This window comes from Streptosporangium nanhuense (genome assembly GCF_059358815.1).
Genome location: NZ_JCADBG010000022.1, coordinates 157,057 through 181,383, shown reverse-complemented (window position 1 = coordinate 181,383; position 24,327 = coordinate 157,057). Strand labels below are relative to the sequence as shown.

Sequence of the window (24,327 nt, the reverse complement as noted above, 5' to 3'; positions counted from 1 at the left end):
GCGCTGTTCCTCACCACCGAGGCCGTCATCGCCGAGAAGCCCGAGAAGGCCGGAGCCGCCCCCGCCATGCCCGGCGGGCGCGACATGGACTTCTAACCGATCGTTTCAGGATGAGGTTCGCGGGCGGCGGAGGCATACGAGGCCGCAGGCCGGTTCGGGCAGCCCGTGGTGGAGGCCGGCGCGTCGTTCGTGGCGGGTGCGTAGTCGTTTGAACTGGTGCGGCCAGGCGAAGGCGCGCTCGACCACCCAACGCATCTTGCCCAGTCCTGAGCCGTGGGCGAGACCGCGCCAGGCGACACCGGTCCACAGCACGTACATGACGCCGGCGAGTGCCACGCGGTCCGGAACGCGCAGCCGCCCGGGATAGCGGTGGCGCCCTTCGAGAACAGGCGGCGACAGCGGAGCGACCCGCTCCCACAGGTCGCCAGGAACAAGATCAGCACGCATCCCGGACACACTGCCGACCAAGATCGTCGACACAAGACCCGCAACTCAACCCATTCTAAAACAATCAGAGTGACCAATTCGTTAGCTTTACTGGATTCAGCATCAGCCACACATTCGTGACGCCTTCATCGCTGACGTCGAAGGTAACCATTCCGTATCGACGCCCTTCATTTCGAAGAATGTATCCGAGACCGTCAGCTGTGTCGCGTCGCTCAAGACGGAGGGCGGGCTGCTTGCGCATCACTCCCATGAGCCACCGGGCTACATGATCCGACCCACGGATGACCTGAGGGGCGGCATTGACGAAGCCACCGCCGTCTACTCGTAGTTCGACGTCTGGAGCCAACACGCGGAGCAGGTCCTCGATGTCCCCTCTGACAGTTGCACCACGGAATGCCCGAACAACCTCATCATGCTGGTGGGGAGAAACCTGTGCGCGTCTTCCTCGCCGAACGTGGCGGCGTGCGGACGTTGCCAGTTGCCTTGTTGCTGCTGCTGAACGACCTACGACACCAGCAATCTCGTCAAACGGGACGCCGAACACATCATGCAGGACGAACGTCACTCGCTCTGCTGGGGTCATGGCCTCGAGGACCGTCAGCAATGCCATGCTGACGTCATCATCGAGGGTGACACGTTCGAGCGGATCAGCAGCGAGATGACTGGAGTTCAGTGGCGCAATGGCTGTGTCTGCAAAGAGGTCAGCCGGAACCGGCTCCGGCAGCCATTGCCCGACGTACGTCTCCCGTCGTGCCCGCGCGGAACCCAGCAGGTCGAGTGAGATGCGGCTCGCAACTCGAATCAGCCATGCTACAGGCTCGGCAATTTCGTCGCGTTCCTCGGGCTCAAGGCGGTACCACCTCACATATGTCTCTTGCACGACGTCCTCGGCATCGGCCAGGGTGCCCATCATGCGAAAGGCTAGCGACAGCAGACGATGCCGCTCCGCCATGACCGAATCGAGAGCCCGTGATTCGTCACGCTCGGCTTTTCCGAACTCTGCGGATTCAACAGGAAGATCTTCCGACATGGGGCACCCTTTCCCATTGGGCGCAGCACGCCTAACCTATTGCCTGGCGGTCAGACGTTCCCGCCTCTCTCCACTATCGCATTCAGGCGGTGGGTATCCCCGTAACCGGGTACCGCACGCTGCCTGTCCGGCACGCGCCGCGCGGAACCATGGCATCGAGGGGCTCCTGTCCGTCCACGGTCACAACCTCACGATCGTCTCCGCGATCGGCCAGAGCGGCACGGAAGAGGTCGTCGTGGTAGAACCGGTCGGGTCCAGCGATCTCGACCACACTTCCCGGCTCCAGCGTCGTGACAGCCTCGGCGAGCAGCTCGACGACTTCGTCCAGCTCGACGGGCTGGATGAATGACCTCGGAGCGAGAACCTTTCCGTCCACGGTGTGCTGTTCGATGAGGACAGGGATGTAGTTCTGGAACTGGGTGGCCCGAATGATGGTGGCGGGGATCGAAGCGGATCGCACGGCCTTCTCCTGCGCCACCTTGCCGAGGTAGTACCCGATCTCAGATGCGTCCCCTTCCCCAACGCCGACAATGGAGAGCACGATGTGATGACGCACACCTGCCCGCTTGCCCTCCGCAGTCAGGTTGTCGATCGCTCCCTCGAAGAACGAGATTGCCCCCTCCGCATCAAAGCGGGGGGTGTTGAGGACGTTCACGATGGTGTCGACTCCGACGAGAGCCTCGGTGAGCCCCTTGCCCGAGATCACGTCGATCCCGTCCTCGAGTCCTCCCGAGACCACCTCGATGCCCTTGGCCTCCAGGTTGTCAGCAAGGCGGGACCCGACACGGCCGCGCCCACCAGCGATGAAAACCTTCATTTCCTCACTCCGTTCCGGGGCACCAGTCGCTGCCCTCACCAACAGGACGACGCAGGCCGGAAAAGTGTGAGGTTGCGAAGCAGGCTTGCTAGCACACCGTGTCCTACGTGGTGAGGCGGAGGAGTCGCTCGTAGCAGCACAGGGCGGCGGCGAGTCCGAGAAAGACCAGGTGGTTACGGGGATCGCGTTCGTAGCGGGGGCTGAGCCGGCGGTAACCTGACAGCCAGGGGATGGTGCGTTCGATGACCCAGCGGCATCGCCCTGACTGATTGTTTCGAAATGGGTTGAGTTGCGGGTCTCGTGCTCGACGATCTTGGTCGGCAGTGTGTCCGGGATGCGTGCTGATCTTGTTCCTGACGACCTGTGGGAGCGGGTCGCTCCGCTGTCGCCGCCTGCTCCCGAACGACGCGCCGACCTCCACCACGCGCTCCCGCGTCCGCCTCCGGTCACGGCCGGACGGGTCCCTCCGGCTCCCGGACACCCTCCAGGAGGGTCCTGGCCAGCGCGGCGGCGAACTCGTCGATCGGCCGGGCCGCCGGGCCCGAGGGCGGGCGATCCCCGGCGAAGGCGTGCAGGAAGGCACGCTGGAAGCACGCCCCGAGGAACAGGGCCGCCGCCGCCTCGGGGTCGGCGCCCGCGCGAAGGCGCCCGGCGGCGCGCTGCTCGCGCAGGTAGGCGGCCAGGGCGTCGAGCGGCTTGTGCGGGCCCATGTCGAGCCTGTCCATCTCCTCGCCGTGCCGCCGCAGCAGCGCCGGATCGGAGAACAGGGAGGCGGCGATCGGGAAGGTCGACGCGTAGAACGCCACGGCGTGCCGGGCCACCTCGACCAGGGTCTCCTCGACGTCGTCCCCGCCCCCGCCCGCCCCCGCGATTTCCAGTTCGGCGAGGAGCGGGGCGAGCCGGGGCAGCCGTTCCCTCAGGACGAACGTGAACAGCTCCTCCTTGCTGTCGAAGTGCTTGTAGAGCGCGGCCTCCGAGCATCCCGCGGCGCGGGCGATCTCCTTGGTGGTGGTGCGGGCCAGCCCGATGGTCCGCATCAGCTGTTCGGCCGCGTCCAGGATCCGGACCCGCGTCGGCTTCATGCTGGGCGCTCCCCGGAGTTGACGAAGGGGTGGGTGAACACTCACTCTAATGGTTAGTGAGCACTCACCAACCAGGAGGGCACCATGAAGCTGACCGTCTGCGGAGCGACGGGCGGTACGGGCCGGGAGGTCGTACGGCAGGCGCTGGAGGCCGGGCACGAGGTGACGGCGGTGGTGCGCGATCCCGCGCGGCTGCCGGACGATCTCACCGGCGTGCGGGTGGTGACGGCCGACGTGACCGATCCGCAGGCGCTGCGTCCCGCGATCGAGGGACGGGACGCCGTGATCTCGGGCCTCGGCCCGCGCAGCAGGAAGCTCGCCAGGGACGGCGTCACCGCGCCCGCGACGCGGGCGATCCTGTCCGCCATGGAGATCTGCGGCGTGCGCCGCCTCGTCGCGGTGAGCGCCGCCCCGGTCGGCCCGTCACCGCAGGGCGACCCCTTCCTCGACCGCAGGATCATGACCCCGCTGATCCGGAGGGTCCTGCGCGACGTCTACACCGACCTGGGGGCGATGGAGGAGGTCATCCGAGGCAGCGGCACCGAGTGGACGGTCATGCGGCCGCCCCGCCTGCTGGACAGGCCCCTCACCGGGACCTACCGGCTGGCCGTCGGCGGCAACGTCCCCGGCGGGCGCACGATCGCCCGCTCCGACCTGGCCCACGCGATCCTCGCCCTGCTGGAGGACCCGGCGGCGGCGGGACAGGTGGTCGGCATCGCGTACTGACTCCCCCGGACCTCCGCCACCCGCTCCTGCCCGGACGCTCCCGGCGGCATCCGCACCCTGCGGAACCCGGCACAGAGCCACTCCGAGGACCATCCGGGGCAGGTCGGCCCGACATACGGCCACCCCCGGGAGGGAGGACCATCCGGGGCAGGGCCGGACCGGCGTACGGCCGTCCCGGGAGTCGGAACCGGCGCCCTATCCGGGCTCGTCGGTGAACGCCCGGGCGAACGCGTCGTAGGTGGGCGTTCCGGGAACGTGGTCGAGCACGGCGAAGACCACCCGCTCGAAACGCCTGTGGAAGGCCCCCGAGGGGCCGAGGTGCGTGGCGAAGCAGTCCGCCACGAGCGCGGGCGAGTTGCGGAACACCCCGCACCCCCACGCGCCCAGTACGAGCCTGCGCAGCCCCGAGGCGGCGAAGAGGTCCAGCGCCCTCCCCGAGCGCTCGAACAACACCTGCGGCAGGTGGGCGCGCCGCTCGTCGTTCTCGTCCATGGCACCGGCGTTCGGCGCGGCCACGGTCAGGAACGAGACGGGGTACGGACGGGCGAGCAGGCCGTCCCGGTCGTCCCTGAACACCGGGACGGCGGGCGAGAAGATCGCGCGATCGCTGTAGAGGGGGTCGCCCCGCTCGCGGTGGAAGGCGTAGAAGTCCGGCGCCTCGACCAGGCAGCGGTAGAGCCCCGACGCGTACGCCAGGCTCTCCTCCTGCGCCTGGGTGCCCCTCAGGAAACCACCCCCGGGATTCTTCGCCGAGGCGAAGTTCAGGCAGCCGACGGCACCGTCACCGCCGCTGCCGTCATCGCCACCGCCGCTCCCGTCACCGCCGCCACCGTCGCTCCTGTCACCGCCGCTCCCGACCATCCGGCGGGCGGCCGACAGGGAGGTCTCGTTGACGACCTCCACCGAGGTCGCGACGGCCGGAGGCGCGGTGAGCGGCCCGACCGGCTCGTCGGGCCCCCACAGCCGGGTGCCCGCGACGGCCCCGGCGAGTTCTTTCTCGATGGACACCCGCCCCCGCGAGGGGTGGTCGTACCAGCCGCGCTCCAGGATCTCCACGGTCTCCGCGGCGAGCGCCCGGCGTGCTTGCGTCATCTTTCCTCCCGGCTTCTTCCCCGGGCAAAGTTAACCTCATACTGAGAAATTCTCAATACGAGAAAGACATGGAAAGGAAAGTTCCCCGGCGCGGGCGGCCGGGGAGACGCAACGGCGGCCTTCTCCGTTTCGAGCTTTCCGCTCCGGGCAACCGGCCAGCGACCCAGTCCATATCAGCGCGGGAGATGAGCGGGACGAGCCTTCGCATGAACCTGTCAGCGGCCTCGGGACTGATTCCGAGATCGCGGACGGCGCGGGCCACCAGCTCGGCACCGCCCATCGGAACATCCGCGCAGATACCTGCCAGCAGCCCCCGATAATGGACAGCTCGATCCGCCGTACATTCACCGGCACCGCGGGGCCTCACATTCGGCGGAGCTCCTGACGTGAACGTGAATCCGACGCGCCGCCAAAGCCCCGGCTACAGGAAGTTGCCCCAGTATTCCGGAGTCTCCAGCCTTATCGTCCCCGATCCCGTGGGGCGGGGCATGTCTATCCGGCCGAAGAGCTCGTCACGGTTGTCGTCGTCCTCGTCGAGGAGCTCACGGTTCGCGAACCTCGTCCACTCGACGCTGTATCCGCTCTCCTGCGAGGCCCCCTTGGACGCCTGTGCGTTGGTGAACACGATGAGCTGGTCGTCGATCCAGTCGGCGCCGTACAGCCAGCCCACCACCGGGCGATTCAGCATGGCCTGAGCCTGCGACAGAGTCGCGGCCCGGTAGTCCAGGCCAAGGGTGACCTGGTACCGGTCGTTGTTGATCTTGGTGATCGTCAGGCAGATGTTGTACGAGGACGTGTGCCTGCACTCCTGCCTGGCCTCGGCGGGCGTCGCCAGGAGGGCGAGCGCGGCCACCGGGACCATGGTGACGCCCAGCGCTTTCGCGAGAAGACGCTTTCCCGGACCGTGTTCACGCCGTTGTGCATTCTTCTCGACCCCGTGCTTGTTCATCGACTTCCCCTCCGCGACCTTCCGATGCCTTTTCCTGCCCCCAGGCAGTGGCCCATTGATATGGGCCTTTGCTTTCACGCGGGTTGCGGAACGCTTGACATCGTTGAATTCGCGAAGAGTCACACCGAACGGGACCACCGCTGTTCTCGCAGTTCGGCTCGGGCGCCACGGAAGATCACAAGATGATTTCAGTGGCACGGGAGCCGATGCGACAAAGAGCCCCGATGGGTTATACAGGGCCTTTTATGGCTTATCGTTAGATATGTCGCGTCGTGAGCGTTTTCGAGAACGGCGCGAGCACCGGGCTGAGCATCACGGTAGGACACCGTTGTCATCGACCCGCCGACGTGCCGGTGGCAGTCGTCGCCAGGAGCGTTCCCGCCCGCCGGCCGGCCGAGGAGACCAAGGAGACCGAGGAGACCAGGTGGCGTCCGTCCCGATCCGGGCCCTGCCGCTTCGCGTTCGAGCTCCGGGGAACGGGCCGAGTGGCCGGGCGGGGGCGGGGCGCCTTCCCCGCCCCTTGGAGGGGCGGGGAGTTCTCAGCGGCGGACCGCGGTGAACAGGGCGTAGCTGATCTGCGTGATCTCCCCGAAGCGCCGGTATATCTGCTCGCAGAGGGCGAGCTGCTCGCCGAGCTCGCCGCCCAGCTGGATGGCGGAGGCCGGGAGGATGTCGCCCACGAGCTGGAAGGATCGGCTGATGTTTGGCCATATGTCGTGAAATATCTCGATCTTCAGCCCGGCGCGATCCATCTCCTCGTAGAACTCGTCGACCGTCGGCAGGAAGTGGACGTTGAAGCTCCGGGAGAAGTGCTCCAGGTCCGCGGCGTCGTCGGGGGCGAGGGGGCCGAGCAGATACCACTCCCCCACCACGAACCGCCCGCCGGGGCGCAGCACCCGGGCGATCTCGGCGAGGGCCGCCGCCGGGTTCTCCATGTGGACGAGCGACTCGATGGCGTACGCGGCGTCGAAGGAGGCGTCGTCGAAGGGGAGCCACCTCGCGTCGGCGAGCTGGAAGTCGGCGTGTCCCTGACCCTGGCCCGCCTCAGGGCGGCCCTCGGCCAGCCGCACCTGGTTCTCGCTCAGGGTGACCCCGGTGACGTGGACGTCGCGCGCGGTGGCGATGCGTACGGCGGGCCTGCCGGTGCCCGAGCCGACGTCCAGGACGCGCTCGCCGGGAACGACCTCCAGGCGCTCGGCCACCAGGTCGGTGAGGTGGTCCGTCGCCTGGGCGACGGGCGCCTCGTCGTAGTCGTCCGTCCAGTAGCCGACGTGGAGGTTGCCGCCGAACGCGTCGGCGCAGGAATCGGTGAGCTGGTTGTACATCTCGCCGATCACCTCGGGCGAGAGCTTTTCCTGACGGGCCATAACCAACCTGTCTCTCAACGGCGGTCTGCGTGGAACTCCATGACGGGACGGCCCCGTGAAAGGACGCGCCCGCCGGGGAGCGTGCGGCCGTGTGGGACCGCACGCTCTCCCACCCGCGACATTTCTTGAAAATCCCAGGACGAACGCGACGTTCATGGCGTTCTCGGTGTCACCGCACTTCACTTCGTGCGGTCGCCAGATTACTCAGGCCGCCCCCCGGCAGGCGCCGGGCCTGCGCCGCCTGTTCGGTAAACCTTCGCCCATGAGACACCGCCCCCGGCGGGCCTCATCCGGTTCGCGTGCCCGGCAGCAGTTCCACCCGCCGGTCCTCACGCTCGACGAGCACGAACGTGCGCCCGTTCCCCTTCCTCCAGTCCGCCACCGTGATCACCGGGATCAGGTAGTAGCGGTCCCCGCGCGTCATCAGCAGGCGCAGTCCCTCGTAGCGGAACGGGTAGGTCCTGTCGGCCAGCGTGACGCGGGTGACTCCCGGAGCGTTGAGCGCGAGCGTCTTCTCGCTGTAGACGGCGACCGAGGTGTGGTAGGGCAGGGAGGCCACGAACTGCTCCGCCACCGCCTCTCCCTTGCGGTACGCGTGCAGGGACGCCGCCCACAGCAGGCAGAGGACCGAGGTCACCACGGCGGCGGCGAACGCCGTGCGGCCGGCCGCGAGCCCGCGCGTCGGCCAGGTGAGGAGCAGCGGGCCGACGATGCTCAGGGCCAGTACGAAGAAGGTGTCGACCTGCCACCCGGCCAGCGCGGCGAACGCCAGGACGGTCCCGCAGGCCGTCACGACGGCTCCGCCGGACCTCGGGTCCGCCGCGACGCGGACGGACCTCCTCGCGGCCAGCGCCGTGCCCGCCGCGCGGACCCGTGGCGGAAGCGCGGCGGTCAGGGCCGGCCGGTACGTCGTGGCCGCCAGAAGAACGGCCGTACCCCCGACCATGAAGGGCAGGATGGCCGGGGAGAAGACGTTCAGGCCCCGCAGGGCGTACTCGTCCACCCCGAAGCCCATGTCCGTCGCCTTCAGCTGGAACGACGCCAGGTAGCCGTCCAGGTAGGCCCATCCCATGTAGACGAGCACCGCGCCGCCGACGGTCAGCAGGAGGGTGATCAGCCCTATCACGTCGAGCGGCCTGGACCGTTCGGGGCGCTCCTGGTCGTCCTGCCGCACGCTCACCCCGACTGGAGGGGAGAGGGCGGGTCCACGGAGGGAATCGGCTCGGGAGAGGTCGTGGTCGGTTCCGGCTCCGGAACGGTGAGACTGGGCGACGGCACCCTGCCGCCGATGCTCGGACAGGGGCCCTCGACGGGATCCCCGCCACCGGCCGGGCACGGTTCCCCCGACGGTGTGACCGGACCGGCGGTGGGCCGCCTTCGCGACGGCTCCGGATCCGGTCCGGCCGGATCGGCGGTGGGCCACTTCCGCGACGGCTCGGGAGCTGGCCCCGCCTCCGATGGTTCCGACAGCTCCGGGCTCTCCGTCACCGTCACGCTGGTCGGCGGCGATTCGGCACCGCCGCCGCAACCGGCGAGCACGAGCAGGGCGATGACCGTCAGTGCCATCCGGCACGGGAGAACCGCCACCCTGTTCGCGTACGGCTCGGTCATGGTCGGCGGGCTCCCAGGGACGCGTGTGACGCGGTTTCCCCATGTGCATCCCCCCGCCGTGGCCGGCCGTTACCCGGCCGGCGTTTAGGTGCCCGGCTCTCCCCTCCAGTGGGACGTCCGGAAAACGGGGCCGTATGTCCCCAGGTCAGCCGATGGGTAGACGGGGACGGCCTTCCCGCCGATCCGGGCGGCGGAGAGGTCCAGGGAGAATCGGACAGCGGGCGAAGGCCCCGCCTGCCACCCGGGGTTCCCTGAGACCGGCCACCGGACAGCGGGCGGAGACCTCCAGGCCGTCCCCTTCCCGACCCCGGTGGCTCAGCGGTCCTTGCCGTTCACCCCCGCCGCCTCCAGGAGCACCAGGGCCAGGCTGTCGGCGGCGTCGACGCGGCCGAGGGCACCGGCGGCGCCCGCCATGGCGGCGCGGGCGTGCGGGTCGCGCAGGAGGGCGTCGAGCTCGGCCAGGAGGTGGTCGGCGGCGGGGCCGTCCTCAAGGAGCGCGCGGGCGGCACCCGCCTCGGCGAGGTAGCGGGCGTTCTGGCGCTGCTCGTCGGCGGCGGAGGGCACCAGGGGGATGAGGACGGACGGCTTGCCCACCGCGGTCAGCTCGGCGACCGTGCCCGCCCCGCTGCGGGAGACCACGACGTCCGCGGCGGCGAACACGTCGGCCAGCTCCGCGCCGACGTACGGCACCGGGCGGTAGCGGTCGCGCACGCCCACGGGAAGCTCGGCGGCGGTACGGGTGAGCTGGGCGATCCAGCCGGGCCCGCACTGGTGGATGACCTGGGCGCGGGAGAGCAGCGCGGGCAGGATCGCCTCGACCATGGTGTTGATCTGGCGGCTCCCCTGGGCGCCTCCGGTCACGTAGACCAGGGGCAGGTCGGAGGAGAGCCCGAAATGGCGCCGTCCCGCGTCGACGTTGCCGCGCAGCAGGTGCGGACGCACCGGGTTGCCGGTGATCACGGCCCGGTCACGCACCCCGGCGGGCAGGTGCTCGATCGAGGAGGGGTGGGTCAGCGCGATCCGCCGGGCGAAGCGCGACAGGATGCGGTTGGCCAGGCCGAGCGAGGTGATCTGCTCGTGCATCACCAGCGGGCGGCCCAGCACCCGGGAGGCGACGCCCAGCGGCACGCACACGTACCCGCCGGTCGACAGCACCACGTCGGGGCGGTAGCGGGCGGCGATGCCGAAGGCCTGGAACACGCCGACCGGGATCCGGAACATGTCCGCGAGGTTGGTGGCCAGCTCTCGCGGGTTGGGCGAGCGCCGCAGCTTCCCCGCCGTGATGGCGCGGAACGGGATGCCGTGCTCCGCCGCCACGCGGGCCTCCAGGCCGGCCGCCGTACCGACCCAGAGCACGTCCAGGTCGAGCCCCCGCGCGGCGGCGTGGTCGCGCAGGGCCGCGACGGTGGTCAGCGCGGGGTAGGTGTGACCACCGGTCCCGCCTCCGGTGACGAGCAACCGCAGGGTCCGGCGATTTCCGCCCTCCATATGTCTTCCATCCTTCCGATGTCACCATGGTCCGTGCCCGGCCGTGTTCGGGTTCGTACTCGGTTCGCGTCCGAAGCGCTCAAGGGCATCGGGCACGGTACCCGACGTCCCGGCGAAGATCCACGTTGCCCTTCGTCATCGCGCGGTCGCGCCCGGTGGTCTCCGACACGCCCGCCATCCGGGGGCGTCATCCGAACGGCTTTCGGATTTCGTGGCGATGAGTACGGTATGTGACATGGATCTGACGGGTGAGCATTTCTCCGGGGCGTCGGAGCGTCTCGGCGACGCGTTGGCGGTGCTCCGGCAACAGGCCGGGGCCGGCGCGGAGGCACTGGACTATTTTGGCGACATCGCGGAGGAGTTGCACCCGATCGGATCCTGGCTACGGCGACCGGCCCAGGCCGGGGAGTGGCCGCACCACATCATGCCTCCCGTTTACGGCCTGCTGTTCGCCCAGGCGTGGGCGCTGGCCTTTCCCGGCGAGACGCCGCCGGTCTTCCCCGACGGCGCGGAGCGGACGGAGGCGGGGTGGATCGTGCACCGGGCCACGATCTGGTTCGGCGACACCTACGTTCCCGGCTGGCTCGACGTGAAGGCGCCGCTGATCGTGATCGGCGGATTGGCGGTGGAGGGGCTCCTCGACGACGGTGACGTCTCGGAGAGCTATCTCGCGGTCACCGGTGACCTGCGGGCCCGCGCGATCCACAGCGCGGCGGACAACCTCGTGCTCGGCAACGTCGCCGCGGGAGTGATCTTCTGTTCGGGCAACGACGGGGTCCTCGTCACGGGCGGGGACATCGTGGCGGACCTGTTCGTGCCCTCCGAGCACGCGTACGAGCACTACGGCCGGCTGCTTGCCGGGGTCATCGGCGCCGGTGACCGCGACGACATCGTGGCCGAGCGGCTGGCGCCGTGGCTGCCCTCGGGCTACGTCCGGCTCGGCGGGTACGGCGCGCCGGTGGACAGGTGGCGTGTCCTGCAGGAGGCCGCCGCGGGACGCTCGCCGGTGCTCGCCCAGCCCCGGCCGGTGATACTCCCGCCCCCGGCGCTCCTGCTCTCGGCCCTGGCATCGCCCTCGGGGGTGGAGGAGCTCGACCTGTCCGGCAGCCGCCTGCACCGGGTCCCGGAGGACATCTCGGCCCTCACCTCGCTGACCCGGCTGGATCTGGAGCACACGCCGCTGACCGGCCTGGACGGCATCGAGGGCCTGCGCACCCTGGAGCACCTGTCGATCAGGAACACGCCCGTGCGGGCGCTGGCCCCGCTCCAGTCGCTGAAGGACCTCCGCCACCTCGACGTCTCCTACTGCGACGACGTCCAGGACTGGGCCGTGCTCCTCGACCTGCCCGCGCTCGACACGCTCGTCGCGCACGGCTGCGCTCTCCCGGCGCACGTACGCGCGCAGCTCGTCGCCAGGCTGGGAGACCGGATCATCGGGCAGGGCGCGGGCCCGGCCGGCTGACCGGCCGTGCCCGCGCCCTGCCAGGACAGGCCGGTCCGGACCGAGCCGGAAGCGGCCGAGCCAGAACCGGCCGAGCCGGGCCCGATCCCGGTGGCGCGCACGGTTCGGGCGCCCCGCGCGCACGCTCAGGCGCCCCACGCACACGGTTCAGGCTCCTCGCGCGCACGCTCAGGCGCCCCGCGCACACGGTTCAGGCTCCTCGCGCGCACGAACTCGGGCGCCCTCGGCGCGTACGGCTCAGAGGCGCTGCCAGAGCGCGGGGGTGGTGGACGGCTCCCAGCCGACCTGGGCGGTGTGCGCCTGCAGGCACCGGTAGCCCACGCCGGAGTAGGTGACCTGGGCGCCGACGGCGTAGGCGGCGCCGGCCTTCCAGGACGTGGCGCCCGTCTGCGTGGGCGTGGGGGTGGGCGTCGGCGTCCGGGTGGGGGTGGGCGTCGGGGTGGGGGTGGGCGGGGTGGTCCCGCCCTCCAGCTGGTAGCCGCGCATGTCGCGCAGGAGCAGGTAGGTGTTCTGCAGCGAGCCCGAGGTGTCGCCCAGGGAGCGGTAGATGCCCCACTTGGGACGGACGCGGTCGGCCAGGAAGGTGTCGACGCCGGTCTTCGTGGCGTCGATCACCGTGGTCCCGCCGCTGCGCAGGACCCAGCGCACCGACCCGGCGGTGCCGTTCCCGATCTTGATCTCGTACTCGACGTCGACCCACCTGTTCTGCAGCGGTTCGAGGTCGGTCCGGCCCACCAGGACGTCCTCGGCGAAGATCTTGTGTTCGATGGTCTGCTTGCCGCCGACCCTGCGCAGCGAGGTCACCGTGATGGGAGAGGTGCCGTTGCCCGGCTGCTTGGTCTGCATGATGTGGGTGAAGGTGGTGGTGGCCTTCAACGTGCTCGGGATGTACATCGAGTAGGTGACCCGCCAGGTCTCGCCGAGCCGCCACTGCAGGTACGAGCCGCCCTCGCGCATGCCGGTGACCTCGTGGCGCTGCCGGTCGGCGGCGGTGTCGCGGTCGGCCGTGTGCATGTCGAAGCGGAAGTCGCCGCCCGCCACCTTGATGTGCGGGGCGGCGGCCGGATGGGAGCCCGCCCGGTCGTCCTCGATGGTCTCGAAGGCCGACAGGCCCGTCTGCGCGGCCTGCGGCGCCCAGCGGAGCCGCCAGGTGGGAGCGGTCCCCGCCGACACGGGCAGGGAGGAGGTCGAGAGCAGGAGGGTCGCGAGGACCAGCAGAGCCGTGCGCGAACGTTTCATGGCGGCCACCTCTGAGTCGCGGCGTTTCGGGGGGTGAACGCCATCCTGCCCCGGCAAAAACCGTTAGGAAAGCTTCCTAACGATTAAATTTTCTTAATCCGGCAAAGGGGGCGGGGGGCTTGCATGACAGGCCCGCGCCACCTAACGTCACGTGTCACGTTAGGAAAGTTTCCTAATAAAGCGCCATGATGTGCCCCGACCCCCCACCTCAAGGAGCGATGATGCGGCGCACCACCCCAGCCCTGGTGCTGACCGGGCTGCTGACGTTACTGTTCACCCTGATCGTCCCGTCCGCCGCGCACGCGGACACCGCGACGTTCACCAAGGCACAAGACTGGGGCAGCGGCTACAGCGGCCAGTACACGGTCAAGAACACCGGGACCTCCACGCTGAACGGCTGGACGGTCTCCTTCGACCTCCCGTCGGGCACGAGCCTCGGCACGTACTGGGATTCCCTGATGACCAGCAGCGGCGGCCGCTACACCTTCAAGAACCGCGAGTACAACGGCACCCTGGCCCCCGGAGCGAGCACCACCTTCGGCTTCACCGCCTCCGGCTCGGGCTCGCCGGTCAACTGCACGCTCAACGGCGCTCCCTGCGGCGGCGGGCAGAACCCCGGCGACACCACGCCGCCGAGCGTGCCGTCGTCCCCGCGCAGCACCGGCACGACGTCCTCCTCCATCAGCCTGGCCTGGAACGCCTCGACCGACAACAGCGGCACGGTCAAGGACTACCGGGTCTACGAGGGCTCCGCCGTGGTCGCCACCGTGACCGGCACGACCGCCACCGTCTCGGGGCTGGCCGCCTCGACGACCCACACCTACACCGTCACCGCCCGCGACGCCGCGAACAACGAGTCGGCGAAGAGCGCGTCCGTCACGGCGACGACCCAGGCGGGCGGCGGGGGCGGCACGCCGGTCGCGGCCAACGGCCAGCTGCGGGTCTGCGGCACCAAGCTGTGCAACACGAACGGCAAGCAGATCCAGCTGCGCGGCATGAGCACCCACGGCCTGCAGTGGTACCGGCAGTGCGTCACGACCGGCTCGCTGAACGCGCTGGCGACCGACTGGAAGGCCGACGTGGTGCGCCTGTCCACGTACGTCCAGGAGGGCGGCTACGAGACGAACCCGAGGGCGTTCACCGACCTCGCGCACACGCTCATCGAGCAGGTCAGCGCGCAGGGCATGTACGTCATCGTCGACTGGCACATGCTCTCCCCCGGTGACCCCAACTACAACCTCGCCCGTGCCAGGACCTTCTTCACCGAGATCGCCCAGCGGCACGCCGCCAGGCCGAACATCATCTACGAGGTCGCCAACGAGCCGAACGGCGTGAGCTGGAGCACCATCAAGGGCTACGCCGAGCAGATCATCCCGGTGATCCGGGCACAGGACCCCGACGGGATCGTCCTGGTCGGCACCCGCGCCTGGTCCTCCCTCGGGGTGTCCGACGGCGCCACGGAGACCGAGGTGACGAGCAACCCGGTCAACGCCTCGAACATCATGTACACCTTCCACTTCTACGCGGCCTCGCACGGCACCGAGTACCTCAACGCGCTGTCCCGCGCGGCCGACCGCATCCCGATGTTCGTCACCGAGTTCGGCACGCAGAACTACGCCGGGGAGGACGCCAACGACTTCACCATGTCCCAGCGCTACCTCGACCTGATGGCGAGCAAGAAGATCAGCTGGGTGAACTGGAACTTCTCCGACGACCACCGCTCCGGCGCGGTCTTCAAGGTCGGCACCTGCAACGCCGGCGGCCCCTGGACCGGCACCTCGTCGCTGAAGGAGGCCGGCGTGTGGATCCGTGACCGGATCCGCACCGCCGACGACTTCTGACCCGAAAGGGCCTTCGGGGCCTTCAGGACCCTGAAGGCGTGGGAAGGACGTTGAAGGACCGGCGGACCCGGAAGGATCGGGGACGACCGGGATGACAGGGAGGGAGACCGGCACGACAGCCGGTCTCCCTCCTCTTTCCGCTTTCTGCCTTTTGCCTCCTCCGTCACCCGCCGGACAGCGCGAAAGGGGTGCCGGTCGGCGTGAGGGTGGCCCACGAGACCGCGCGGTCACCGTGCCGGACCTCGTCGTGCGCGATCTCCCCGGTGAACCCGCCGAACCCGCCGAACGCCCCGCCTTCGCGCTTCGGGTGCCGGCGGGTCACGCGGGGGCGCCGAACCAGGTGGACAGCGCTTCGTGAAGGCCGAGGTCCGCCGGGACGCCCGCCTCCTCGTCCGGGGCCGTCCAGGCGACGTAGCCGTCAGGGCGGATCAGGAGCCCGGCTGGAACGTGCCGGTCGGCGGTGGCGGCGACGGTGGCGGCGACGGTGGCGGCGACGGTGGCGGCGACGATGTCCACCCGGTCCTTCCAGCCCGCCGCCGTCCCGGCCAGCGCGTTCCCGCCGCCGAGGTCGAGCAGGAGCGGGCGGGCGCCGTGCGTCAGGTCGGCGAGCCGCACGGTGCCCGCGTCCGTGGCGAGCGACAGCTCCGGCGCCGGACCTCCGAGCAGGGTACGCGGCACAGGACCGGCACCGGCCGTGTCAGGGCGAACGTCCCCGCCGTCCGTGCCGGAACGGTCCGTGCCGGGGCCGCCCGTACCGGAGGGCTTCCCGGTGCCTGCCGTGTCGTGGCGGGCGTCGAAGCCGGTCATGTCGTAGCGGATGTCGGAACCCGCCATGAGCTCGGCGACGCGACGCCGGTTCTCGTCGTGTTCGAGCAGCTCGGCGAAGAGCGTGCGCAGCGCGGTGACCTCTCCCCCGGGCGCGAGCAGGGCGGACTGCGCCTGGGTGTGCATGACGACCCGCTCGCCCACGGGGTACCGCTCGCCGTGGTAGGTGTCGAGCAGTCCCGGCGGCGCCCAGCCGTGGACCTCGGCGGCGAGCTTCCAGCCGAGGTTCACGACATCCTGCAGGCCGAGGTTGAGACCGGGGCCACCTGCCGCCGAGTGGACGTGCGCGGCGTCCCCGGCCACCAGCACGCGACCGGCGCGGTAGCGGTCGGCCAGGCGGGTGTTGCCTCCGGTGACGCGGCGGAGCACGTGGGGACCCGGCCCCCCGGGCGGGCTCATCGGCAGGTCGGCCCCGAGCACCCTGCGCACGCTGTCGCGCAACTCCTCCAGGGTCATCGGCACCCGCTCGTCGACCTGTTCCCCCTGCCCCCACTCCATGGTGCTCAGCAGGTGCACGCCGGGCTCGAACGAGGCGAGGCTGAACACGCCGTGCGCGGTGCGATGGATCATGAACGGGCTCCACCGCTCCCCCGCCAGCAGCAGCTCGCCGGTCCCGGGGTCGAGCAGGGAGGCGGGCAGGACGGCGTGGGCGGTGCGGGACACGACGTCCTCGGTGGTGACGCCGGGGAAGCCGATGCCCGCCTTCTTGCGTACAAGGCTGTGGGCGCCGTCGCAGCCGACCAGGTAGCGGGTGCGCAGCTCGTGGTCGCCCTCGGGGGTGCGGACGGTGACGGTGACGCCGTCCTCGTCCTGCGACATGCCGACCAGCTCGTGGCCGCGCCGGATCTCCACCCCGAGTTCGAGCGCCCGTTCCTGCAGCAGCCGCTCCAGGCGGCGCTGCGGGATCGGGAGGGTGTGCAGCGGGCCGGGATCCAGCGCGCTCAGGTCCAGGAGCATGCCGCCGAACATGAAGAACGGCACCGGCTTCGGGGGTTCGGAGGCGCCGGTGAAGCGCCGGTACAGGCCCCGGCCGTCGAGAACCCTGACCACCTCCCCCACCAGGCCGTTGGCCCTGGGCTCGTCTCCCGGTTCCGGCAGCCGCTCCAGCAGCACCGGGCGGACACCGGCCAGGCTCAGTTCGCAGGCCAGCATCAGCCCGTTCGGGCCGCCACCGGCGATCACGACGTCAACGGACATCGGGCACCTCCTTCATCAGATCGGTCGAACTGCACGGACTTGCCCGGACGGGGGAACGGGCGCGGCGACACACCACCCGCCGGGAGGCGGGGCGGCCGGAAGCGGGCACGGAGCCCGTACGCGACCAGGTGAGGAGACCCGCTCCGGGCCCGCACACCCCCACTTCCGTCAATATAAGTTGACACCATGTTCGCGTCAACCATGGTTGACGGAAGGCGGGGATTCCCCCGCGAGGACGGCCGGGCGCGGCCGTGGCGCCGGGATATCGGATTCCCCCGGGACGGGGGTTCCTGCCAGGATTGGGACATGGTGAGGATCGGGCAGGTGGTGCTGGGCGTCACCGACATGAGACGCGCCGTCGGGTTCTGGACGCGGGCACTGGACTACGCGCCCCGCGAGGGCCGGGCCCGCGACGGCTGGACCGTGATCGAGCCCGTGGAGGGCGACGGCGTCCCGCTGGCGCTCGGCGTCACGCCGACGCCCGTTCAGGAGCACCCCCGGATGCACCTCGACCTGTTCGCCCCCGACGCCGCCGCACAGGCGGCCGAGGTGGAGCGGCTGGTGTCACTGGGCGCCGAGCGGGTCGCCTGGGACCTCTACCCGGACGACCCCGACTTCGTGGTCCTCGCCGACCCCGAGGGCAACCTCTTCTGCGTCATCGACCTCGACCACGGCTGAGCACCGGAGGTTCCCGGCGTGATTCTCACCACCGGCCGCCTGACGCTGCGCCCGGTCGAGGCGGGCGACATCGAGGTGCTGCGCGAGCACTGGGACCACCCTCTCGTCCGGCGCCACCTGTTCGACAACGAGCCCGTCCTTCCCGCACTCGTGAACCGGCTGGTCGAGGACAGCCGCCGCGACTTCGCCGAGCGGGGCTACGGCCTGTGGGCGCTCGTCCCGGACTCCGCCATGGCGGGGGTGTGCGGCCTGCGCGAAACCCCCGACGGCGAGGTCGAGCTGCTCTACAGCCTCTCCCCCGACCGGTGGGGACAGGGCCTGGTCACCGAGGCCGCGGCCCTGAGGTCATCCGCGGATCGCCCGGCACCCGTCCCGCACCACGCCATCACCAGGAGGCCCCTTCCATGCACGCCATGCAGTACGAGATCGGCCTGCCCGCCGACTACGACATGGGGATCATCCGCGAGCGGGTGGCGACCAGGGGCCACGCGCTCGACGGCTACGCCGGGCTGGGACTCAAGGCGTACCTGGTCAGGGAGCGGGGCGTGGACGGTTCCGTGGTCAACCGGTACGCGCCGTTCTACCTGTGGAGCTCCCTGACCGGCATGAACGGCTTCCTGTGGGGCGGGGACGGCTTCCAGAACATCGTGCGTGACTTCGGCAGGCCCGTGGTCCGGCACTGGACCGGCGCCGGCTACGAGCGGGGGCCTTCGGCGGCGTCGGCCCCCCGCGCGGCCTCGCGCCGCATCGACCCGATCCCCGCCGACGTCGACCCCGGGCCCGTGGTCGAGCGGGCCCTGGCCGAGCTGCGCCGCCACGCCGCCACGGCGGGCGTGCACTCCGCCGCCCTCGCCGTCGACCCCCGGCACTGGGAGCTGGTGCGCTTCACGCTGTGGGAGCACGAGGTGCCCGGGGAGGACGAGGGGACCGCCTACCGGGTGCTGCACCTGTCGACACCGCATCTGGACGACATCGCGACGGGCCGCCACTGGTGACCGGACCGCTCGCCCTACGCGGCCGCGGCGGGCGAGCGGTCGGTGGCGATGCGAAGGGCGAGCCCGCCGAGTACGGCGCCCATCAGATAGCGCTGCACGCGCATCCAGGTGGGCCGCCCGCCGAGGAAGGCCGCGACCGAGCCCGCGGTCAGCACGATCAGCGCGTTGACCGACAGGGCGACGGCGATCTGGGTGACCCCCAGCAGGAGGCTCTGCGTGCCGACGTCACCGCGCGCGGGATCGACGAACTGCGGCAGCAGCGACACGTACAGGATGGCGATCTTGGGGTTGAGCAGGTTGGTGACCAGCCCCATGGAGAACAGCCGCCACGGCGGGTCCACCGGGAGGGCGCCGGGCGCGAAGATCGGCTCGGCTCCGGGCCGGATCGTCGTCCAGGCCAGCCACAGCAGGTACGCCGCGCCCGCGAGTTTGATCGCGACGTAGAGGGCGGGCACCATCTCGAAGATCGCGGTGATTCCGGCCGTCGCCGCCAGCAGGTAGACCAGGAAGCCCGCCGCGACGCCCGCCAGCGAGATCATGCCGGCCAGGCGTCCCTGCGTCACCGACCGCGACACCAGGTAGATCATGTTGGGTCCGGGGGTGAGCACCAGGCCGAGGGCGACCGCGGCGATGCCCGCGAGAGCGCTGACAGAGATCATGAGCCCATCATCGGACAGCCTCCCCGCCAAAAGAACGGCCAATCACCGAGATTGGCCCGGAACCGAAGTTCTACACCTCCCGCCTCCCTGCCGGTCCCTCGGTCAGCGGGCCGTCTGTCGCGGCGGGCGTGCCGCAGTGGGCGCGGATGAGCGCGATCACCGTGCCGGCGGTGCGGTCGAGGTGGGTGCGGCCGTCGGGCAGCCGCGCCTCGGGGCTGATGTAGCTGCACGGCCCCACGTGAGTGGCCGGGTCGAGCCGGTGCACGGTGATCTTCCCGGCGCGGCGGGCCCGGTTCCATCCGCTGCGGCGCAACAGCCGCCAGCGCTGGGGGAAGAGCCAGGTGCCGCTCCGCTCGATCCAGTCGAGGCCGCTGGTGAGCTGGTGCAGGTGGTGGGCGTGGGTGAGGTCGTTGGCGCCGTTGTGGAACCCGCCGACGGTGATCAGCAGGAGCGGGGCACGCAGGTGGGTACGCAGTTCCTCGACAGCGCCGGTGGCGACCTGGGCGCCGCCGCTGTAGCTGAGCAGCACCACGGGCGTGCCGCCGCCGGCCGGGTAACCGGCGAGGCGCAGCTGGGCGGCGATCTGGGCGCCCACCGCACGGTTGTACAGGGGCCGGTACCTGCGGTCGGCGGCGACGAAGATCTGCATGACGTTGTGCAGGAACAGCAGCAGCCCGACGCGGTGGCGGAGCCACTCCCACACGGGCCGGTCGGCGAGCGGGTCGGCCAGCGGGGAGTAGGGCTGCACCTGACCCAGCACCCGCAGCTCCGGCGCTCCGGCGATCAGGGCCTCGACCAGCCGGCCCCCGTCACGGGTGTCGCGGAAGCGACGTTTCCCGATGCCGTCCAGATAGACCAGGTAGGCGTCCGGAGGACGGCCGGGGTCCGCGCCTCTCGCGTAGGGCACGTCCTGGGGCAGCTCGGCGGTGGGGGCCCGCCAGCCCGCGGTGTAGGCCAGCACCTCGTAGCGGGCGAGCAGGGCTTCGGCGAGCAGGACCAGCCCGACCACCAGGACGAGGACGAGGACGAGAAACGGGAAGTCGGTCATGTGACCGGCTCCCGCGTCCCGGGGGTGCCGATCCTCACGACCAGCCGCCGGACGCCCTCGACGGCGACGGCGAGCCCGGCTCCGGCGACGGCCAGGCAGCCCGCGGCGGCCCACCAGCCCAGCCCCGTCACCTCGGCGAGCGGGGCGGCGAGCCCGGCACCGACCCCCACGACGAGCAGCAGGTGCAGCAGGGGCCCGAGCAGGGGGAACGCGAGGACGGCGGCGAGGACCAGCGGGGCGACCCGGCCGGGTGTCCAGATGGGCGCGGCCTCGGCCGAGGGCGGGGCGGGCACCAGCAGCTCGGCGAGGGTCCATGCGATCACCGGCCACAGCGCGAACACGGCGCCCTCCACCAGGGCGCCGGTCAGCAGGAGCCTGATCGCGACGGACCGCGACACGCCGCAGGACCGGCGAGCCAGCAGGGGCAGGATCCGCCCCGCGGCCTCGGACAGCCCCGCGAGCAGCAGCAGGACGACCACGGCGGGTGACATCGGTCAGCGCTCCCGCGGCGAGTCCGCCGGAGCGGCCGGTCGGCCGCCCCTCCCGCCCCGGTACAGGTAGCGCTCGAGCTCGTCGGCGGCGCGCAGATGGCCGCCGGCCTCGCGCTGGGCGACCCGCAAGGTGGCCGACGCGGCCCGGAAGCGCGGCTCGCGGAGCAGGTGCCGGGCGAGGGCGTTCACCGGCTCCACGGCGACGTCACGGGTACGGATCGACAGGCCGGCGCCGAGCTCGACCACCCGCCGGGCCACCAGTGGCTGATCCGCGCCCTGAGGGACCACCAGCATCGGAACCCCCGCGTGCATGGCCTCGTTGACGCTGTTCATCCCGCCGTGGGTGACGAACAGCGCCGCGCGGGCCAGCACCTCCGGTTGCGGTACGAAGCGGCGGGCGAGCACGTTGGCCGGCAGCGGATCCAGCGCGGCCGGATCGGTGCGCCCGGTGGAGACGATCACGGTGCCGCCCAGCGGTGCGAGCGCGGCGGCGAAGGTGCGCAGCAGCTCCGGTGTGGCGTCGAACACCGTGCCCAGCGAGGCGTACAGCACCGGGTCGCGCAGCTGATCGGCCGGGAACGACGGGTCGGGCGGACGGGCGCCGAGGCTCGGGCCGACGAAGCGGTACGACCCGTCGAAGGCGTCGGCACCCGGCTGGAACGCGCGCGAGGTGAAGACCAGGTTGAGCGGCTGGCGCGCGTTCGCCAGGTCGAGCAGCGGCAGCCCGCGGGTGTCGTGGCGGCGGTACAACTCCCACCGCGACCGCAGGTAGCCCAGAGCGTTGCGGGGCCGCCTCGCCGCCGAGGCCAGCAACTCCCACGAGGCGTGGGTGGGGCTGGGCGCGTGCCGGTCGAACGCGAACGTGGTGAACGTCGCCGCCGCCGGCACCCTGAGCTCCCGGGCGGCGACCGCGCCCCAGGGGCACATGGCACCGTGGACCACCAGGTCCGGCCGGACGCGACGCAGGTCGGAGAGCACGGCGGGCAGCAGGCCGACGGCGGCGCGGGCGAGCCCGTCCAGCATCGTGAGCGGCATCGGCGGACCGGGGAGCGGCCGGTCGCCCCCGGGGTAGAGGCACACGGCCGCACCGGTGGCCTCGATCTCCTCCGAGAACGCGGGCGAGGTGTGGTAGACGACGGAGTGGCCGCGGCGGACGAGCTCGGCGACGACCGGCAGCGTCGGGTTGACGTGCCCGTGCATGGCGATGTTGACGAACGCGACGGTGCTCACCGGTCGGCCTCCCGGACGATCGCCCGCGTCCCGGCAGGAGCGGCGGGCATCGACGAGGGACCGTCGATCCGGTACAGGCCGGGTCCGTCGACGCGCAGCCCGTCGAGGAAGCGGCCCGCCGCGAGGGCGGCGGTGGTGATCAGCCGCCGGGAGTGGCCGAAGTCCCACGGGGCGGGCCAGGCATCGATGCCGGTCGGCACCACGACGGTCGGGACCCGCTCGGCCACCTCGCGCAGGTCGCGCTCGATCTGATGCTCCAACAGCAGCAGCCCCGCCCTGGCTGCGACCGCGCCGGCCCGCCGGGGCGGGCCTGCCGGAGGCGGTGACCAGCTCTTCTGCCCGGTCGACAGCACCACCACGCTGGCCGCTCCCGCCTGCAGGGCCGCCCGTACCGGAACAAAGGCGATCACTCCGCCGTCGACGAGCGTCCGCCCCTCCCGATTCACCGGGGGCAGGATCCCCGGGATGGCCGCGCTGGCCAGCAGCGCGGACTCCAGATCCCCGTGGTCGAGCAGCGCCTGGGCGCCGGTGGCCAGGTCCATCGCCACCGCGGTGAAGGGGATCTTCAGTTGTTCGATCCGCGACGGCAGTTCGGCCTGGGCGATCAGCCTGCGCAGGCCGCGGTCGGCGAAGACGCTGGCCCGCGAGGACAGGTAGCCGAGCGGAAACACCTCACGGCGACGCGCGCGGGTCCACACGAGTTCCAGCCACGGTGCGGCCCTGCCGGGGTTGGCGGCCGCTATCGCCCCGTTGAAGGCGCCCACCGAGGTTCCGATGATCAGGTCCGGGACGAATCCCCGCTGCTCCAGCGCGTACCCGACACCGACCTGCGCGGCGCCGAGCACCCCCCCGCCCCCCACCACCGCCGCCACTGGACGGGGAAGGGCACGCAGGCCCACCGGTCCCGGGTCCGGGCGGTCCGGCGCCTCCGGACGGTTCGACGTCTCCGGACGGTTCGACGCCGGGGAGAGCGTTCCCTCGTCGCCCGTCATGGCTTGACGCTGCTCATCACCGTGACCCCCGGCCCGTCGCCCTCGCTGACGCCACGGAGAGCTGAGGAGACCGGTCTCCGGCGATATGCGGCATTCATGGTCCGTCCTCTCCCACTACGGCGCCTGATCGGATGCGTTCTTCTGCTGCGTTTCCTGGGATGCGTTTCTCGGCTGCGTTCCCGGACTGCGTTCCCGAGCTACGTTTCTCGGCTGCGTTTCCAGGCCGGGACCGAGCGGCCGCTGAATCATCGACGCCGTCGGCCGACATGTCCGTTCGAGTCGTCGCCGTGACCGGTGACGACGATCGCTGTCGGGGAGGCTGCCAGGAGGCCCGGTGACGGGCCGGCGGTTTCGTTCTGGAACCGGCGTGGTTGAGGCCCAGGTTACAGGGCCTTTTCTCATGGGAGGGCAACGACGCGGTCCGTAGCGCGAGACGAAACCGGCGGCGGCGCCACCGGCCCCGGCCCCGCGCCGCGGCCGGACGGGGCTCGGTGACTTCACGCCGCTCAGCGGATCCGATGCGGCGGATGAATCCCGGCGAATCCCGGCGAATCCCGGTGGCCGCCGCGAATTTCCGTGACGGCGGCGGGTTCTAGTAGCGGTAGTGATAGGTGGCCCTGACGGAGGCGTACGTATTGAAGTCGGCATCGCCGTTCTCGTACTTCGACCAGGCCCTCTTCAGCCGCGAGTCGACGACGTAGCACTTGCTGCTGCGAGAATGGCCGCGCTTGATGGCCCCCAGATAGACGTGCCCCTTCCCCACCACGCGCCCGTTGACCCGGAGAGTGCACCTGCCTCCCACCCAGTCGATGTGGTAGCGGCTCTTGTTCGTGACGGTGATACGGATCTCACAGGCCGTCTCGCACCACCCGAAACTCAGTTTGAGCCGGACGGCAGGCGCCTGGGCCGCCGCGGCGGCGGGAGTGGCGACGAGAGAAGCGGCGAGCAGGAGAGCGCATACGAATGCGATCGAACGTCTCATGGCATACCCCAAGCCAGAAAATTGCCCCGTGTCCCTCGATAATTCCATATAGCCATATTTAGGACAATAATAGCTTTTA

23 protein-coding genes and 2 pseudogenes are annotated in these 24,327 nt (G+C 70.8%); 7 read left to right on the top strand and 18 right to left on the bottom strand.

Going from position 1 to position 24,327, the window contains the following annotated elements; genetic code table 11:
* Positions 1–105: 105 nt before the first annotated feature.
* From AC5L38_RS34290 to AC5L38_RS34275, 4 genes are all read right to left on the bottom strand, one after another.
* Positions 106–447 (bottom strand): transposase, encoded by a 342-nt coding sequence (locus tag AC5L38_RS34290; protein WP_495246949.1) that lies wholly within the window; start codon positions 445–447, stop codon positions 106–108.
* A 64-nt stretch (positions 448–511) separates the two neighbouring features.
* Positions 512–1,477, bottom strand: coding sequence for an RNA polymerase sigma factor SigJ (gene sigJ, locus AC5L38_RS34285; RefSeq protein ID WP_495246948.1), 966 nt, complete (start codon positions 1,475–1,477; stop codon positions 512–514).
* A gap of 82 nt (positions 1,478–1,559) precedes the next feature.
* Positions 1,560–2,294 carry an SDR family oxidoreductase gene (locus AC5L38_RS34280; protein WP_495246947.1) on the bottom strand — a complete coding sequence of 245 codons (735 nt, stop codon included), beginning with the start codon at positions 2,292–2,294 and terminating at the stop codon, positions 1,560–1,562.
* Positions 2,295–2,740: 446 nt separating this feature from the next.
* Positions 2,741–3,376, bottom strand: coding sequence for a TetR/AcrR family transcriptional regulator (locus tag AC5L38_RS34275; RefSeq protein WP_495246946.1), 636 nt, complete (start codon positions 3,374–3,376; stop codon positions 2,741–2,743).
* Positions 3,377–3,460: 84 nt separating this feature from the next.
* Between AC5L38_RS34275 and AC5L38_RS34270 the strand changes: the two genes are divergently transcribed.
* Positions 3,461–4,102, top strand: coding sequence for an NAD(P)-dependent oxidoreductase (locus AC5L38_RS34270; RefSeq protein WP_495246945.1), 642 nt, complete (start codon positions 3,461–3,463; stop codon positions 4,100–4,102).
* Between the two features lie 195 nt (positions 4,103–4,297).
* Here AC5L38_RS34270 and AC5L38_RS34265 read toward each other — a convergent pair whose 3' ends face one another.
* The 5 genes from AC5L38_RS34265 to AC5L38_RS34245 form a co-directional block, all read right to left on the bottom strand.
* Complete coding sequence (locus AC5L38_RS34265) at positions 4,298–5,194, bottom strand: TIGR02452 family protein (protein WP_495246944.1); 897 nt, start codon at positions 5,192–5,194, stop codon at positions 4,298–4,300.
* A 421-nt stretch (positions 5,195–5,615) separates the two neighbouring features.
* Positions 5,616–6,143: a hypothetical protein gene (locus AC5L38_RS34260; RefSeq protein WP_495246943.1), complete on the bottom strand. Its 528-nt coding sequence runs from the start codon at positions 6,141–6,143 to the stop codon at positions 5,616–5,618.
* A 539-nt stretch (positions 6,144–6,682) separates the two neighbouring features.
* Positions 6,683–7,510: an SAM-dependent methyltransferase gene (locus AC5L38_RS34255; protein WP_495246942.1), complete on the bottom strand. Its 828-nt coding sequence runs from the start codon at positions 7,508–7,510 to the stop codon at positions 6,683–6,685.
* Positions 7,511–7,796: 286 nt separating this feature from the next.
* The gene (locus tag AC5L38_RS34250) at positions 7,797–8,690 is read right to left on the bottom strand and encodes a hypothetical protein (RefSeq protein WP_495246941.1); all 894 of its coding nucleotides are present in this window, start codon (positions 8,688–8,690) and stop codon (positions 7,797–7,799) included.
* Between the two features lie 746 nt (positions 8,691–9,436).
* Positions 9,437–10,609 (bottom strand): UDP-N-acetylglucosamine--N-acetylmuramyl-(pentapeptide) pyrophosphoryl-undecaprenol N-acetylglucosamine transferase, encoded by a 1,173-nt coding sequence (locus tag AC5L38_RS34245; protein WP_495246940.1) that lies wholly within the window; start codon positions 10,607–10,609, stop codon positions 9,437–9,439.
* A 235-nt stretch (positions 10,610–10,844) separates the two neighbouring features.
* Here AC5L38_RS34245 and AC5L38_RS34240 point away from each other — a divergent pair, with 235 nt between their 5' ends.
* On the top strand, positions 10,845–12,071 hold the full coding sequence (locus AC5L38_RS34240) for a leucine-rich repeat domain-containing protein (protein WP_495246939.1): 1,227 nt from the start codon (positions 10,845–10,847) through the stop codon (positions 12,069–12,071).
* Between the two features lie 237 nt (positions 12,072–12,308).
* Here AC5L38_RS34240 and AC5L38_RS34235 read toward each other — a convergent pair whose 3' ends face one another.
* Positions 12,309–13,310, bottom strand: coding sequence for a carbohydrate-binding protein (locus AC5L38_RS34235; protein ID WP_495246938.1), 1,002 nt, complete (start codon positions 13,308–13,310; stop codon positions 12,309–12,311).
* 185 nt (positions 13,311–13,495) lie between these two features.
* On the opposite strand from AC5L38_RS34235, the pseudogene AC5L38_RS34230 reads away from it, so the two are divergent.
* Both AC5L38_RS34230 and AC5L38_RS34225 read left to right on the top strand, forming a co-directional pair.
* Positions 13,496–13,897: pseudogene (locus tag AC5L38_RS34230) on the top strand (cellulose binding domain-containing protein); the annotation flags it as partial.
* Positions 13,898–13,948: 51 nt separating this feature from the next.
* Positions 13,949–15,151 (top strand): cellulase family glycosylhydrolase, encoded by a 1,203-nt coding sequence (locus AC5L38_RS34225; RefSeq protein WP_495246956.1) that lies wholly within the window; start codon positions 13,949–13,951, stop codon positions 15,149–15,151.
* A 163-nt stretch (positions 15,152–15,314) separates the two neighbouring features.
* Here the strand turns inward: AC5L38_RS34225 and AC5L38_RS34220 are convergent, their stop codons facing one another.
* Together AC5L38_RS34220 and AC5L38_RS34215 are read right to left on the bottom strand one after the other, a co-directional pair.
* Positions 15,315–15,473, bottom strand: a complete 159-nt coding sequence (locus AC5L38_RS34220) for a hypothetical protein (protein ID WP_495246937.1) — start codon at positions 15,471–15,473, stop codon at positions 15,315–15,317.
* Positions 15,470–17,173 carry an FAD-dependent monooxygenase gene (locus tag AC5L38_RS34215; RefSeq protein WP_495246936.1) on the bottom strand — a complete coding sequence of 568 codons (1,704 nt, stop codon included), beginning with the start codon at positions 17,171–17,173 and terminating at the stop codon, positions 15,470–15,472. Before AC5L38_RS34215 ends, AC5L38_RS34220 begins: the two co-directional genes overlap by 4 nt.
* 306 nt (positions 17,174–17,479) lie before the next feature.
* Here AC5L38_RS34215 and AC5L38_RS34210 point away from each other — a divergent pair, with 306 nt between their 5' ends.
* The 3 genes and pseudogenes from AC5L38_RS34210 (at position 17,480) to AC5L38_RS34200 (ending at position 18,846) form a co-directional block, all read left to right on the top strand.
* On the top strand, positions 17,480–17,851 hold the full coding sequence (locus AC5L38_RS34210; RefSeq protein WP_495246934.1) for a VOC family protein: 372 nt from the start codon (positions 17,480–17,482) through the stop codon (positions 17,849–17,851).
* An 18-nt stretch (positions 17,852–17,869) separates the two neighbouring features.
* A pseudogene (locus tag AC5L38_RS34205) lies at positions 17,870–18,178 on the top strand (GNAT family N-acetyltransferase); the annotation flags it as partial.
* 77 nt (positions 18,179–18,255) lie between these two features.
* Entirely contained in the window at positions 18,256–18,846 is a 591-nt protein-coding gene (locus AC5L38_RS34200) for a DUF4865 family protein (protein ID WP_495246933.1), read from the top strand.
* Positions 18,847–18,860: 14 nt separating this feature from the next.
* On the opposite strand, the gene AC5L38_RS34195 is transcribed toward AC5L38_RS34200, so the two are convergent.
* From AC5L38_RS34195 to AC5L38_RS34170, 6 genes are all read right to left on the bottom strand, one after another.
* Entirely contained in the window at positions 18,861–19,505 is a 645-nt protein-coding gene (locus AC5L38_RS34195) for a LysE family translocator (protein ID WP_495246932.1), read from the bottom strand.
* 70 nt (positions 19,506–19,575) lie between these two features.
* The gene (locus AC5L38_RS34190; RefSeq protein ID WP_495246931.1) at positions 19,576–20,553 is read right to left on the bottom strand and encodes a hypothetical protein; all 978 of its coding nucleotides are present in this window, start codon (positions 20,551–20,553) and stop codon (positions 19,576–19,578) included.
* Positions 20,550–21,044, bottom strand: a complete 495-nt coding sequence (locus AC5L38_RS34185; protein WP_495246930.1) for a hypothetical protein — start codon at positions 21,042–21,044, stop codon at positions 20,550–20,552. Before AC5L38_RS34185 ends, AC5L38_RS34190 begins: the two co-directional genes overlap by 4 nt.
* A 3-nt stretch (positions 21,045–21,047) precedes the next feature.
* The gene (locus tag AC5L38_RS34180; protein WP_495246929.1) at positions 21,048–22,274 is read right to left on the bottom strand and encodes a macrolide family glycosyltransferase; all 1,227 of its coding nucleotides are present in this window, start codon (positions 22,272–22,274) and stop codon (positions 21,048–21,050) included.
* A complete protein-coding gene (locus AC5L38_RS34175; RefSeq protein WP_495246928.1) occupies positions 22,271–23,266 on the bottom strand; it encodes a patatin-like phospholipase family protein in 996 nt (331 codons plus the stop codon). The genes AC5L38_RS34180 and AC5L38_RS34175 overlap by 4 nt, the downstream gene beginning before the upstream one ends.
* Before the next feature lie 592 nt (positions 23,267–23,858).
* The gene (locus AC5L38_RS34170) at positions 23,859–24,248 is read right to left on the bottom strand and encodes a hypothetical protein (protein WP_495246927.1); all 390 of its coding nucleotides are present in this window, start codon (positions 24,246–24,248) and stop codon (positions 23,859–23,861) included.
* Positions 24,249–24,327: the final 79 nt, after the last annotated feature.